The following is a 13924-nucleotide window of genomic DNA, read 5'->3' as shown; positions in this document are numbered from 1 at the left end:
CGCTGATGGTTTGAAGTTTGACCAAGGCTACGGTAGTTGCGGCCGATAAGACCCCAAACCCACAGGCCACAACCCCACAGGCCACAATGTCAAGGATGATCTTCATCACCTACCCGTGAACCAAGTCAGGTAACAAGCCCACGTCTGGTCATGGCTTACAAGCCTACTTCAGATCCTTCAGCACCTTTACCGCGGGAAATTTAGGACGGGAAACGCCCCGCGCGCGAGGAGCGCTGCCCGATGATCAAAGAGCTACCAAGCATGACCAGGGTGGCGCCCATCGGCGGCAGCACACCGGTCATGGCCAGCCCCACAGCTAACGCGTTATAGATCAGGGCGAACGCCATGTTGGAGTCAATGATGCGAGAGACGCGTCGGCCGTGCTCAAGCAGTTGTGGCACTGCCATCACGTCATCACGCATTACCAGCGCGTCAACCTCAAGCTCGGTGTTTTTCTTCATGTTGCTTTCGAAGAAATCCTCCTCGGCATACAAAACGCCAAGGTCTCCGACCTCAATAACGTCCAGCACTGACAGGCCACCCACCATGGCCACGTTTGCCCCACGGCTGTGCAGTTGGCGAACGGCACCCGCCTTGTCATGCGCGGTAACTCCTGCCAGCACCGAGGATATGCCCAGCATGTTGGCAAACCGGCGCCCCACCGCATACGTGTCACGCGTCAGCATCACAGTGGTGGTGCCCATTGCTTCTAGACGATCAACCGCATCCGCCGCATCCTGCTTCTCCGGGTCATGCAGCGTGATCACACCTCGGTCGCGGTTCTTCCAACGCACCACAATCGGCGCACCGCCGCTAACCGCCGCCAGCGCCAAGCGCCCCTTCAGGCGCGACAGGTTGGTGGGGCGCCACAGCTCAGCGTCGAGGTGGGTGGCCTCATCATCATCCGCCGCACGCCCATCAACCACGGGACGCAGGGTCACGCGCCCAGTGGTGGTGCCGTCCTGGTGAAGGGTGGACTCTTCCAGATCCACACGCCACGGTGCACCGTGGCCCTTCGCCTCACGTGCAGCGGCAACAATCGCACGTGAAGAGGGGTGGTTGGACTCCACCAAGAGCGCCGCCGCAACGAGGAGTACCACCTCGGTGTCCTCGCCTTCCGCGGCAGTGACCGTCTCTACGGTCATCTCCGGTTCCACCAGAGTGCCCACGCGGTTAAACACCACCGTGTCCACTTCTTCACACTTGCGCAGCGTTGCACCATCGCGCACCAAAATCGCGTGGCGCGCCGCCGCTTCAATGCCGTGGCGGATCGCCAGTGCGGGTGAAATAGCCAGCGCCACCGGTGCAACTACGGCCAGGATGGCAAGGGCGGTGGAGAAGGCGGCGTTGATGTTGCCGTCGATAAGCCACCAAAGCCCAAAATCAATCACTGCCAGCGCATACGCGGCCGGGATCATCATGCCGGCCGAACGCGTGGACATCATCGTCGCAGCGTTTTCTCGACGCGACGCCTCCTCCACCCAACGGCTCACCCACGCCCACTTGGTCGCATGGCCGGTGCGGCGTGCGCGGACTTTGATCTTGCCGCGGTCAACCAACGCCCCGGCGGCGACCTCATCGCCCACCTTCACGTTCGGTTCCGCATCCACGCCAACCAGCACGTGATCCAGATGGGCCGAGCCGCCAACCACCTCGCCGTCTACGGGGATGCTCTGGCCGGGGCCTACCTCCACGTCATCGCCGCGGTTGATCTCAGACAGCGGCAGGATTTCCTCATCACCGTGCCCACGGCGAATCACGTTGTATTCCGTATCTGAGGGCGGAGTAAACAACGCCATCTGATCCACCAACGACGCACCAGCACGCTTCGCGTAAAAACGTCCCACCAACAGCAGCGCTGTGACACCGCAGGCGACGTCTAAGAAGAGATCCATCTCATCCCCACGCCGTGTGGGCGTCCACCCCGTGGCAGAGACCCAACCGAGCTCACCTGCAGGGGTAAACAACAGTGCTACAACGGACCAGACATACGCCGCAAGCACAGCAACCGAGCTCGCGCCATCCAATGCCGAAAGGCCACGGCGAACGCCACCAGCCATCGCGCGGTGGAACGGGAAAGCGCACCACAACGCCACCGGCGTAGTCAGCGCCAAACACAGCCACTGCCAGCCCGGGAACTGCACCGCAGGCGAGTAACTGAGCACAATCACCGGCAGCGACAACACCACTGCCGTGATCAACCTCGCCGGCGTAACCAAGTCGCGGGCGGTAAACAGCACGTCATTTGAACTAGACGGCGTGCGCGAACGGCGCACAAAACCAGCATCACGAGCGGCACTTAAACTCGCCTGCGCATCCCTGCGCCGGCGGCGGATACGCACCGACATCCCACGCGTACTCTTGCGCGGCGAGCGCGGCTCCACCGCATCCTGCAGCAACGCCTGGCGCTGCAGGGTGGTATCCGTCATCACCGGATCCACACCAAACGCCCGGATGATGTTCTCCAACTGCTCCGGATGCACATCAGACGGCGCGGTAATCCACGCCATTGACGTCGGATACACCATGCGCGCGATCACGCCTGGGATCTCCTCCAACGCCTCCTCAATGTCCGCCAGCTGTGGAGCATCCTCCACACCTACGAGTTCAAAGGCATAGGAGATGTTGCGATGTTGGTGGTCATCATCGCCATCCCTATTACGCAAGCTCTGCCCGCCGGTCTCAACTCCGGCAAGCCGCGCGGCATCGCGGGCGAGCTCAATCGAACGGGAAAGATCTTCAGAAACTGACATGATTCACCTTGCGCGCTTTAACGCAACCCTTCCCACAGATCCCCGCTGCGGTGATCAACAAAAGCATTCGCCGCCGGCCGGAACATAAAGAAACCAGCAAACGCCAGCAGGATCACAATGACAAATGCCGCAAAACCAACTGCGTGCACGAAAAAACCGGCCAAGTTTATAAACACGGCGAGCATGACCAGCACAGAAGCGAAGCGGCGCGCACGCTTTGAACCGCGCTCAAAAAACGCCGCACACGCCGCCAACCCCAAGGCCAACACAATGTTGCCCACCGCAACAATGCGCGTGTTCAACAGCAGGGATTTGGTCACGTCAGTGTCAAGGTCCGGCGGCAGGTAGGTGCCTAGGAACCCTAGGAACACAGTGGCAAACAGGTCAACGGCCGTGACCAACATCAGCACTGCGGCAGCAACAACCAGCCAATACGCCACCTTCAGCGGCGTTGGCCAGGTCTCACCCGCCGCATCTGTATGCCTGCGGTTGCGGTCATTCGGGTCCGCAACCATCGTTGGAAACATGCCCGCCACGTTTTAGGCTCCTTTAGCTCCGTTTTTGCCGGTGCCGGCGTCTACCCAAACAACCGATTCCTTCTGAGAAGCGTAGAACAGGCCGAGTGCGCCCGCCACGCCAAGCATGATCTGGATAACCCCATCGAAAGCGTAGAACGCAAGCGGCACCGTCGTGCTGGCTGGGCGCATGGCAAACACCATCAACGCGCGAAGTGCAAAGAACACAGAAAACACCATCAGCAGCCTGCGTGCGGTTCCTGCCATTTTGCGCTGCCTGCTTATAGACGCCAACGCAAACGCAAACAACGCCAAAACACTCAGCTGAATCAACGCCATCAGTGCAACAGATCCCCACACCGCAACGTTCATCAACCCCTCGGACATGGCTCCGGACATGGCCCCGGTCTGCTTCGAGGCTTCCTTAGCTGACGCAATCAATTCGGCGGGGTCCATCAGCAGCGAAACCACGGCCAAAGCCTGGTGCAGCAACTCACCACCAATCATGAACGCCCAGCACGCCAGCATGTAGCGCACCGTTTCCGGCTTCCCGCCACGGGCTGCCTCCGGGGCAACGTGCGAGGCGGAGTTGGGGTTGTTTGTGGGACCTTTCGGCCCTGGGGGGCCTGGCGGCAGACTAACCACGCACGCCCCCTGCTTGGTTGAGGCGCTTGGCAGCCTCAATGGCGTAGTACGTCAGAATCTGGTTAGCGCCAGCACGCTTGATGCCAATGAGAGATTCCATCATGGTTTCTTCAAAGTCGATCCAGCCGTTCTGGCCTGCGGCAACCAACATCGCGTACTCACCAGAGACCTGGTAGGCAGCAACCGGCACTGGCGACATCTCCGCCACCTTGGCCAACACGTCCAAGTACGGCATGGCGGGCTTCACCATGACAAAGTCCGCACCCTCATCAATATCCAGCTGCGTTTCCAGGATGGACTCCCGAATGTTTGCCGGGTCCTGTTGGTACGTGCGGCGATCGCCCTTCAGCGAGGAGCCGACCGCGTCGCGGAACGGGCCGAAGAACTTGGAGGCGTACTTCGCGGAGTACGCCATAATCGCCACATCCTGGTAGCCAGCGCTATCCAGCGCCTCTCGGATGACAGCGACCTGGCCGTCCATCATTCCGGATGGGCTCACAATGTGGGCACCTGCGGCGGCTTGGGCCAGCGACATCTTCACGTAGAGCTCAAGCGTTGCGTCATTAGCCACGATCTCCTGGCCAAAACGGTCTTTCTCTAACACGCCGCAGTGTCCGTGATCCGTGAACTCATCTAAGCAGGTGTCTGCCATGATCAGTAGGTCGTCGCCGAACTCCTCGCGCAGCGCAGTCAGGTTCCGGTTCAGAATGCCGTTTTCATCCCAGGACACCGAACCCGTGGCGTCCTTATCCTCATCGCGCGGAACGCCAAAGAGGTCCACGCACGTCACGCCGGCTTCCAACGCCTCGTGGCAGATGGCCTTCAGGCTGTCTGTGGTGTGCTGGTACACACCCGGCATGGAGGAAATCTCGCGTTTCGCATCAATGCCGTCTGCAACAAACAGCGGCAGGATGAAATCCGCCGGGTGGAGGCGGGTTTCAGCCGTCAGCTCACGGATCTTCGGGTTTTGGCGCAGGCGCCGCGGGCGGCGCAGCATGTTCAGGTCAATAGCGGAGTCAACAGACATGCGCCCCATCCTATTCCCCGCTCGCAACTCCGTCCGCACCTGCTGCAGCAGCCTTCTCTACTTCGGCTGGTTTCCGCCGCGCACGACGCTTCTTCCGAGGCGGCGGCAACTGACCAGCAGCGCGTAGTTCGGCAACGTGCTCCGCCAAGGCGTCTACAAGCGAGGGCACATCTGCAACCTCCGGCACCACGTCCACACGCAGGCCTTGCTCCTTCGCCTCAGCCGCCGTCATGGGGCCAATGCAGGCGATGATGGTGCGCTGGTGCGGCTTGCCAGCAATGCCCACCAGGTTCTTCACGGTGGATGCAGAGGTGAAGCACACAGCGTCAAAACCGCCGGTCTTGATCATGTCGCGTACCTCAGGCGCAGGCGGGGCGGCACGTACGGTGCGGTACGCCACCACGTCATCTACCTCCCAGCCCTTCTCCACAAGGCCGTCCACCAACACGTCCGTGCCCAGGTCAGCGCGCGGCAGCAGCACACGCGAAACCGGGTCAATGTCCTCGACGTACTCCGGGAAGACCTCAACCAGGCCAGCCGCGTTCTGCTTCGTGCGGTGCGGCAACAGCTCCGGCATCATGCCGCGGGCACGCACAGCATCCGCAGTCTTCTGCCCCACTGCAGCCAAGTGGACGCCGGCAAAGGAACGCGCATCCAAGCCCAGCTCAGCAAACTTGTCCCACACCGCATCAACCGCGTTGACAGAGGTAAACACCACCCACTGGTAGCGGCCCTCAACAATGCCCTTGATCGCCCGATCCATCTGCGCAGGGTTGCGCGGCGGCTCCATGGAGATAGTTGGTACCGACTGCGGGATTGCACCATAGGAGCTCAACCGCGCGCTCATCGGCCCAGCCTGCTCCTTGGCGCGCGGCACAAGCACACGCCAGCCGTACAGCGGGCGGTTTTCCCACCAGGAGTACTTCGCACGCTCATCCGGCACCGTGCCCAACGTCACCACCAGCGAGCCGGTCAGCTCCGCGTCAAGCTTGGCTACGGTCTGCAGCGTCGCGTCAAACGTGCGCTGCAGGCGGGTCGTCCCGTGCGTAGTCACCGCCACTGGAGTGCTAGCCGCAAAACCGCGATCCATCAGCTCCTTAGCCATCTGTGGCAGGTGCTCCTGCGTTGCCTGGAGCACCAGCGGCTGCGGCGCGGTGGCCAGCTGATCCCAGTCCACGGTCTCATTAGCCAGGTCCGCCTCGGTGTAGGTTGAGCCCAGCGCAATGCCGGCGAAGGAAGGCACGGTGGACGGCAGGCTCATGCCCGGCACCACCTGGAACTCTAGGCCGGCGGCAGCAACAGCGGATACTTCCGCCATGACTGAATCACGCGTCAGCGGGTTGCCGCTGACTAGGCGCACCACATCACCGTCGCCCCCGTCGCCCTGCTCATACAGTGCTTTCGCCTGCTCAAGGGCTGCTTTTAGCTTATCTACGACCCCGTCAACCCCCGCAGCCAACTCCTCAAGCTCAGCCGCCGTTGGCAACTCTGGACGCGCAGGTTTACGGCGCGCACCAGCCTGTTTTGCCTCAAGCACCATTTGCTCATACTCCGCGTTTGCCGCGTCGAGCTTGGACTGGGGGACGGGAAGACCTGCCGCAACGACGTTACGGACCCCCTGAGAGACCTCCGGTTCAACCAACGCGATAGCATTGGATTCCAGCACCTCGCGTGCACGGATGGTCAGCAGATCAGGGTTTCCCGGGCCTGCCCCGACGAAGATGATCTTTGTCATACAGTGAACTTTTCTAGGCACAAATAGTTGTCTCGGCGCGGACGAGGGTGCCGTTATGCCACCCCGCTGTGCCGAGACGTGAAAGCGTTTGGTATCTCCACCTTAAAGTGGAGTGCCCAGGATTCAAAAACGCCTGTGTTTTTTATATACGTTTTACATCAACGGCATTGCGCCGCGTGCCACCAACGCTTCCGCAACAGATTGGCCAAGCGCTACCGGATTCGAGCGCTGCCCAGTCTGGGTTTCCACAATCTGCTTCGAGCCGTCGAGGGCGAATACGCCCGCGGTCAGCGTCAGCGCGTCACCATCCAGCGCTGCGTGAGCCGCAACCGGCGCGGTGCACCCCGCCTGCAGTGTGGCCAGCACCTGACGCTCCGCCGTGGCCTGGACGGTGGCGTCCGGGCAAGCCAGCGCATCAATGCGTGCGGCGTTTTCCGCATCGCCCGCGCGGCACTCTACAGCCAGCGCGCCCTGCGCCGGGGCCGGCACCAGCACCTCCGGCGAAAACACCTCGGTTGCGCGGTCCGCGTAGCCGCCGCGGCTCAGCCCCGCATATGCCAACATGATCGCGTCCAACTCACCCGAGGTAACAAAGCTCATGCGTCGCTCAATGTTGCCACGCAGCGGACGAATATCCAGGTCAGGGCGCATAGCGCGCAGCTGCGAGATGCGGCGCGGCGCCGAGGTGCCAACCTTCGCACCCTCAGGCAGCTCGGCCAACGTCAAACCGTCACGGGCAATCAGTGCCTCACGGTTGTCCTCACGCTTCGGCACAATCAGGTGCGCGCGCGGCTCCGGCGCGGTCGGCAAATCCTTAAACGAGTGCACGGCAACATCCACCTCACCCGCAAACAACGCATCACGCAGCGCGGACGTAAACACGCCCACGCCAATGCGCTCAACCGGCGCCTGCGACAAATCACCAGGGGTGGTCACAATGTGCAGCTCCGCCGAGGCACCACCTGCAATCAGCCAGTCCCTGACGTGTCCTGCCTGGGTAGTAGCAAGGTGAGATCCACGAGTACCAATGCGCAACATTTACAGCTCCTTGACCTGCTTTTTTGCCTGCATTTCTTCCGGGCGCGGCAGGCTCCCCGCATCAACGGCAACCGGTGGACGGCCCAAGCCGAACAACTCCTCAAACACCGTATCCACGCTAACAGTGTCCGTTGTAGCCACCAGCTCCTTAATCTTCACCGTCGGCGTGTGCAGCAACTTGTCCACTACCCGGCGCACGGTGCGTTGGATTTGGGCAAAGTCGTCCTCGCTAACGTTGACAAGCCTGGCCCTGAGTTTCTCCAACTCGAATTCCTGGACCTCGGTGGCGCTACTGCGAAGCCGAGCCACCGCCGGCGCCACCTCGCGCACGCGCTGCTGGGAGGAAAACTCCCGAACCTGCTCAGACACAATCTCCTTGGCGTTTTGCACCGCCACAACATCCGCCGAATCCCCCTCAGCAGTGCGCTTCTTGTGCAAAAACTCAATGTTGATCAGGCGCACGCCCTCGCGTGTTGCCACATCATCTGCAATGTCGCGCGGCAGCGACAAATCAACCAACATCGTCGGCCCCGAAAGGTCCTCCGCAGTGATGGTGAAGCCGTCAGACGCCGTGGCAGAAACCGTGATGTCAGCACGCGAAATCGCACCTGCGCGGGCGTTGAAATCCACCACTTCCGCAGGCACGCCAGCTTCCCGCGCGTGCTCCGCGAGCCGCTCAGCATTGGAACGCGTGCGGTTGGCAATGATCAGCTTGTCCACACCGCGCCTCCCCAGCTGCGTTGCGGCCAAAGAACTCATCGCGCCAGCACCCAATACCAGGGCCGTGTGCCCCTCAAGCGAATCTACGCCCATCTCCGCCATCGCCTCATCCAAGGCGAAGGTGACCATGGACCCACCGGCCTCATCGATCGCGGTTTCCGTGTGCACGCGCTTGCCCGTATGCAACGCGCTCTGCGCGAGCGAATGCAGCGTCGGTCCAACCGTGCCGCGCTCTGCCGCATCCAGATACGCCGCACGTACCTGGCCAATAATCTGCTGCTCACCCACCACCATGGAGTCCAGCCCAGAGGCCACTGAGAACACGTGCTCTGCAGCCGCGTCCGCGTAGCGCACGTACAGATAGCCGCGCAGCTCTGCCTCACTGACGCCAGAGACGTCAGCCAGCACCTGCAACACATCTTCCACACCAACGTGGAATGCATTCGCAACAGCGTAAATCTCCAGCCTGTTACAGGTGGAAATGATCATTGCTTCACTGAGAGAGGGCTGCGCCACCAACGCTGTTGCAGTCGTGTCCTGCACCGCCTCATCCATACTCAGCCGTTCAAGCAACGCGACAGGAGCCGAGCGATGGGACATCCCCACAACGAGTACGCTCACCCAATCTCCTCCAACTCACCAAAAAATCAAACTAAAGTATAGCCCTCTAACGGCGAAGCTCTGCGTCCAACTCGTTCGCATCCACTTCCCAGCACGCGAACTCATCACCGTCAATCACCACAACGGGCACCCGGTCCCCGTATTCCATTGCCAGCTCAGGGTCCGTATCCACATCCACAACTCGCATGAGGGCTTCATGCTTATCGACGACCCGCCGAACCTCCCCCTCGACCCTCACACACGAACCGCAACCCTGCCTGACCATGAGTTCTACAGTCCTCATCCCTTAGAGTCCTCCAGTTCTTGCTTTGTTAGGTACGATGTGCGAGTTAACTCGTTAACGCTAACAGACAGCTGCTAACAGACAGCTAGAGCACCAACCTCAACCGCAACCGAGGAACCCCATGGCCGAGCCCAGTGAACTCCTTGCCCAGTGGTCCGTCTCCCACGGCAACCTGCGCCGCTTCTTTGAGGACCTGGCACTGCCGCCACTCGACGCCGAAGCGCAGCGCGCCGCCGGCGAAGCCGCCGCAGCAGCCGCCATCGAAGAAACCTTTGGCATTGGCATTGAAGAATTCACCCTTGGTGTTGATTCCGTCGGTGGCGCCTTTGCCACCGCCGGGCGCCCAAAGCTCAACCAGCCAGACCCGGACATCCCTCAAGACCCCGGCGCGGCAGCGTTCTTTGACATCGACAACACCCTGATCCAGGGCTCCTCCCTCATCCTGCTCGGCCAGCAGCTGGCTAAGCGCCGCTACATCACGCTGCGTGAGATTTTCCCAGCCTTGGTCAAGCAAGTGAAATACCGCGTGTCCGGATCCGAAAACGCTGACGACATCGCCTCCGGCCGCGAGCAAGCCTTAGGCCTGGTCAAGGGCAAGTCCGTCGCTGAGCTCAAGGAGCTCTGCGCAGAGATTGTGGATCACCACATGCTAACCAAGGCGTACCAAAGCACCGTAGAACTCGGCGCTATGCACCTCGCCGCAGGCCAACAGGTGTGGTTGGTTTCCGCAACACCTGTCCAGATTGGCCAGGCACTGGCAGAGCGCCTCGGCTTCACCGGCGCACTTGGCACGGTTGCTGAGGAGGAAGACGGCGTTTTCACCGGCCGCCTAGTCGGCGACATCCTCCACGGACCGGGTAAGCAACACGCCGTTGCGGCACTTGCTGCCCTCCAACAGTTGGATCTGGAGCGTTGCACCGCCTACTCCGATTCCATCAATGATCTACCGATGCTAGAGATGGTTGGCTCCGCCGTGGCCATCAACCCGGACCGTCAGTTGCGGCAGCACGCTAAGCAGCGCGGCTGGGAGATTCGGGACTACCGGTCCATGCGCCGCCTCATCCGCTCCTACGCCATCCCGGCCATCGCTGCCGCTGGCGTTATTGGTGCAGCGCTAAGGATTGCCCGGCGCCGCAGCTAGGGCCCCTGACAAATGTGACAACGCCATTTGCGTTTCCCCAGGTCGCGTCTAAAACCGGTCGCCTGTTTTGTCAGATTTGTCAGGGTTTTCTTTAGGCCAGCAAAAAGGCCCGCTCCAACCAGAGCGGGCCCAATGTAAAGACTTACTTGCCAAGTTTACGACGCTGCACACGAGTACGGCGGAGCATCTTGCGGTGCTTCTTCTTGGACATACGCTTGCGGCGCTTCTTAATTACTGAACCCACTGGGTTTCCTCGTTTCTATATCGGTACATGTACTCGTTCTCCGGCAGGCCAGGCCGGTGAGAATGCTAAATAGCATACAGGGGTGGCTGTTCAGGACAAAAAGTCCGGCACCTCCGCTGACTAAGGGGAGGTGCCGGACTTGGGGTGTAGATAGGCAGGAGGCCTTATCCGACGTCGTACACCGAGGACTCGAGGTACTCATTAACCGCGGTCTCGTTCACACGGAACGAGCGGCCCACGCGCACGGCCGGAAGTTCACCGGAGTGCACGAGGCGGTAGACGGTCATCTTGGAAACGCGCATGATCTCCGCGACTTCCGCGACGGTAAGGAACTTGCCCTTCTCTTCACTTGCCATAATTTTTTTAACCTTCCGCACGGTAGGCGCGCTGTAGGCTTCCCCTCCCACAGGACGGACACGCACGTGCTTGAACGAGCTTACCGTGAACGGTGTGCCGCGCGCGACTTATGGGGTAAGAAATTTCAGAAGTGAATCGAAGTGAACGTGTGTGACTAGTGGTTCCCAAGTTCCGCGGAACGCTCCGCGCATGCCTCAGTGGCCCGGTACAAGGCGCCACGCAGTCCGGACTCTTCCAGCTCACGGATAGCGGCAACCGTTGTTCCCGCAGGTGAGGAGACTGCCGCACGCAGCTCCGCTGGCGTATATTCGCCTTCCAGCATCGCGCCAGCGCCCGCCGCAGTGGATACCGCCAGCTCGGTTGCCAGCTCACGGTTGAGGCCAAGCGCTACCCCTGCATCCACGAGTGCCTCGGTCATCAAAAAGTAGTAGGCGGGCCCGGATCCGGAGATCGCCGTGACGGCATCCAATTGCGATTCGTGGACTTCGACGACTTTCCCGGCCGCCTGGAGCAGGTCATGGATGAGGGTGCGTTGTTCGTCGTCAACGTAGCGTCCATAAGCAACTGCAAGCACGCCCTTGCCTACCAGCATGGGGGTGTTTGGCATGACGCGCGCGATGGGAGCGCCGGCGGTAGAAATGGCATCCTGCATCGCGGCAAGCGACACCCCAGCAGCCATGGATACCAGCACTGTGGGCGCGTCATTGCGGTCTACCTGCTCCCCGATCTCCTGGAGCAGCTGCGAAAGCTGCGCCGGCTTGACGCACAGCACCGCCACATCGGCCTCATCCACGGCGGCACGGTTGTCAGTCTCAGTAAGCACCCCGTATCTCTGGGCGATGCTTGCCGACGCCTCCTCCGACCTATTCGTCGCCACAATATGGTTCGGGTCAATGCCGGAGTTCAATAGGCCTGCGATCAACGCCTCGCCGATATTGCCCGCGCCCAAAACGGCGATTTTTTGCACGTCGGCATTCTGCACTAGGTACCCCTTTTTGTGGTGAGTGTGTTGGAAGAGCGGCTAGAGCAGCGCCGGACCAAACGCGATCACGACGGCCGCTACGCCTGCGAGACCAACCGACAGCCAGTCACGGCCAGTGCCAATTGCACGCGCCGCATACATGGAACCGGCCACCGTAATCGCGCCAAGGGTGGCCGCCACGGCTGTAGAAGTGCTAGTCCACAGCCATTTAAACAGCATGAAGCCGAGGATGCCCAGGACAACGCCGAGGAACACCATCAGCACTAGGGTGATCGGGTTGATTCCGGCCTCTTCGGTGTTTTCGGTGTTTTCGGTGTTTTCGGTGTCTTCGGTCGCGTCGAGCTCTTCGAGTTCTTCGACCTTGCTCGGTGCGGCGTCCAAATCAACGATCGGCGCAGGTTTCGGTGCTGCTGGCGCATCGGAGACCTTCTTGATTACCGCGGTCTCGTATTCCGAAGCGCGCTCAACCCTCTTCGGCTCAGGCTTCTCCACCTCAGGCTGCTCAGCCTGCTCCACCTCAGGCTGCTCAGCTTTCGGTTCACCCTGCGGTGCGGCAGCGGGTGCCGCAGGCTCGGCAGGCTTGGCCGGTGTCGCCGGCTCGGCAGGCTCGGCAGGTTTGACCGGTGCCGCAGGCTCGGCAGGCTCGGCAGGTTTGGCCGGTGCCGCGGGCTTGGCCGGTGCGTCGATAGGAACGCTGGAGTGCCGCGACTCCGCTGGCTTAGCCTCGACTTTCTTTATGGAGCCGGTCAGTTCGGCGACGGACACACCACCGTCTTCAAGACTTCGGCGACGGCGACGGCGGGTACCAAGCTCGGGATTCTCCTTCTGTGCGCGGGCGAGGATCTCCGCAACGGTGAGCTTTTTTGGCTCAGACATCTTTAGCTAAACTCCTTCATCCATCGCCGCGGCGGTGCCTGCGGTGTCAATATCGATGCGTTTCAAGATCACGCCTTCGCGCAGAGCCCACGGACAGATCTCCAACTTATCAATGTTTAGGGCGCGCATAGCAGCTTCCGCAACAAGCGCGCCCGCCACGATCTGGTGGGAGCGGTCCGTGCTGATGCCTTCCAACTCGGCACGGTCAGCCGCGGTCATGCGGGAAATGAACGCGATGAGCTGGCGCAGGCCCGGCGCGGTCAAGGTTCGTTTGACGTAGGGGCCAGCGGAGGATGGTGCGGCACCGGTCAGGCGTGCCAGTGAGCGGAACGTTTTCGACGTGCCCACGGCCAGGCCGGTTTCGCCCATCGCGCGGAACTTCTCTGCGGGGCCAGCAAGTTCGGCATCAATGTAGTCGCGCAGCAGGTTGATCTTTTTGCGCTCCGGCGGATCGGTGTCGAACCACTCGTGGGTCAACCTGCCCGCACCCAGATCCAGCGACACTGCCAGATCCGGTACTTCCTCGGTGCCGGTGGCCAGCTCCAAAGAGCCGCCGCCGATGTCTAAGTTGGTGATGCGGCCGGCAGACCAGCCGTACCAGCGGCGGGTGGCCAGAAACGTCAGGCGCGCCTCTTCTTCACCACTCAGGACACGCAGTTTGACGCCGGTTTTCTTCTCCACGGCCTTGAGCACTTCCGCCGAGTTGGTGGCGGAGCGCACCGCGGAGGTGGCAAACCCGTGGAACTCGTCGCACTTCAGGTTGCCCGCAAGGTCTGCGGCCTCTTGTACAACGCTGATGAGCTTTTCCACCCCTTTGTCCTCAATGTTTCCCTTTTTGTCCAGAAGCTCAACCAGCCGCAGCGGCTGCTTCCAGTCAGACATTGGGGTGGGGCGCGCCCCTGAGTGAGCGTCCACCGCCACCAAGTGGACGGTGTTGCTGCCTACATCCAATACACCTAAACGCACACATCAAGCGTAACGGTTATA

Annotated in this window: 14 protein-coding genes; 1 reads left to right on the top strand and 13 read right to left on the bottom strand. The window is 61.2% G+C overall.

Annotated elements, in window-relative coordinates; all coding sequences use genetic code 11:
• Positions 1-200 precede the first annotated feature (200 nt).
• From HMPREF3101_RS06550 to HMPREF3101_RS06515, 8 genes are all read right to left on the bottom strand, one after another.
• Positions 201-2753 carry a heavy metal translocating P-type ATPase gene (locus tag HMPREF3101_RS06550; RefSeq protein ID WP_070463764.1) on the bottom strand — a complete coding sequence of 851 codons (2553 nt, stop codon included), beginning with the start codon at positions 2751-2753 and terminating at the stop codon, positions 201-203.
• A 17-nt stretch (positions 2754-2770) separates the two neighbouring features.
• Positions 2771-3280: a hypothetical protein gene (locus HMPREF3101_RS06545; RefSeq protein WP_246816678.1), complete on the bottom strand. Its 510-nt coding sequence runs from the start codon at positions 3278-3280 to the stop codon at positions 2771-2773.
• A gap of 12 nt (positions 3281-3292) precedes the next feature.
• The gene (locus tag HMPREF3101_RS06540; RefSeq protein WP_070463762.1) at positions 3293-3913 is read right to left on the bottom strand and encodes a hypothetical protein; all 621 of its coding nucleotides are present in this window, start codon (positions 3911-3913) and stop codon (positions 3293-3295) included.
• Complete coding sequence (gene hemB, locus HMPREF3101_RS06535; RefSeq protein ID WP_070463761.1) at positions 3906-4940, bottom strand: porphobilinogen synthase; 1035 nt, start codon at positions 4938-4940, stop codon at positions 3906-3908. The genes HMPREF3101_RS06540 and hemB overlap by 8 nt, the downstream gene beginning before the upstream one ends.
• A 10-nt stretch (positions 4941-4950) precedes the next feature.
• Positions 4951-6675: a bifunctional uroporphyrinogen-III C-methyltransferase/uroporphyrinogen-III synthase gene (locus HMPREF3101_RS06530; RefSeq protein ID WP_083280124.1), complete on the bottom strand. Its 1725-nt coding sequence runs from the start codon at positions 6673-6675 to the stop codon at positions 4951-4953.
• Positions 6676-6828: 153 nt separating this feature from the next.
• Positions 6829-7713: a hydroxymethylbilane synthase gene (gene hemC, locus HMPREF3101_RS06525; protein WP_070463759.1), complete on the bottom strand. Its 885-nt coding sequence runs from the start codon at positions 7711-7713 to the stop codon at positions 6829-6831.
• Positions 7714-9054, bottom strand: a complete 1341-nt coding sequence (locus tag HMPREF3101_RS06520; protein ID WP_083280123.1) for a glutamyl-tRNA reductase — start codon at positions 9052-9054, stop codon at positions 7714-7716.
• 46 nt (positions 9055-9100) lie between these two features.
• Positions 9101-9337 carry a glutaredoxin family protein gene (locus HMPREF3101_RS06515; protein ID WP_070463757.1) on the bottom strand — a complete coding sequence of 79 codons (237 nt, stop codon included), beginning with the start codon at positions 9335-9337 and terminating at the stop codon, positions 9101-9103.
• A 121-nt stretch (positions 9338-9458) separates the two neighbouring features.
• On the opposite strand from HMPREF3101_RS06515, the gene HMPREF3101_RS06510 reads away from it, so the two are divergent.
• Complete coding sequence (locus tag HMPREF3101_RS06510; RefSeq protein ID WP_070463756.1) at positions 9459-10478, top strand: HAD family hydrolase; 1020 nt, start codon at positions 9459-9461, stop codon at positions 10476-10478.
• A 142-nt stretch (positions 10479-10620) separates the two neighbouring features.
• Here the strand turns inward: HMPREF3101_RS06510 and HMPREF3101_RS11735 are convergent, their stop codons facing one another.
• The 5 genes from HMPREF3101_RS11735 to HMPREF3101_RS06490 form a co-directional block, all read right to left on the bottom strand.
• Positions 10621-10722 (bottom strand): 30S ribosomal protein bS22, encoded by a 102-nt coding sequence (locus HMPREF3101_RS11735; RefSeq protein WP_003855542.1) that lies wholly within the window; start codon positions 10720-10722, stop codon positions 10621-10623.
• A gap of 164 nt (positions 10723-10886) precedes the next feature.
• Positions 10887-11078 carry a helix-turn-helix domain-containing protein gene (locus tag HMPREF3101_RS06505; RefSeq protein ID WP_052205496.1) on the bottom strand — a complete coding sequence of 64 codons (192 nt, stop codon included), beginning with the start codon at positions 11076-11078 and terminating at the stop codon, positions 10887-10889.
• A gap of 155 nt (positions 11079-11233) precedes the next feature.
• On the bottom strand, positions 11234-12046 hold the full coding sequence (gene proC / locus HMPREF3101_RS06500; protein WP_070463772.1) for a pyrroline-5-carboxylate reductase: 813 nt from the start codon (positions 12044-12046) through the stop codon (positions 11234-11236).
• Between the two features lie 54 nt (positions 12047-12100).
• The gene (locus tag HMPREF3101_RS06495; protein WP_070463755.1) at positions 12101-12937 is read right to left on the bottom strand and encodes a hypothetical protein; all 837 of its coding nucleotides are present in this window, start codon (positions 12935-12937) and stop codon (positions 12101-12103) included.
• A gap of 6 nt (positions 12938-12943) precedes the next feature.
• Positions 12944-13903 (bottom strand): Ppx/GppA family phosphatase, encoded by a 960-nt coding sequence (locus tag HMPREF3101_RS06490; protein WP_070463754.1) that lies wholly within the window; start codon positions 13901-13903, stop codon positions 12944-12946.
• Between the last annotated feature and the right edge of the window lie 21 nt (positions 13904-13924).

The sequence above is a fragment of the Corynebacterium sp. HMSC29G08 genome (assembly GCF_001806875.1).
Lineage (GTDB): Bacteria > Actinomycetota > Actinomycetes > Mycobacteriales > Mycobacteriaceae > Corynebacterium.
This window is presented reverse-complemented; position numbering and strand designations above follow the sequence as displayed.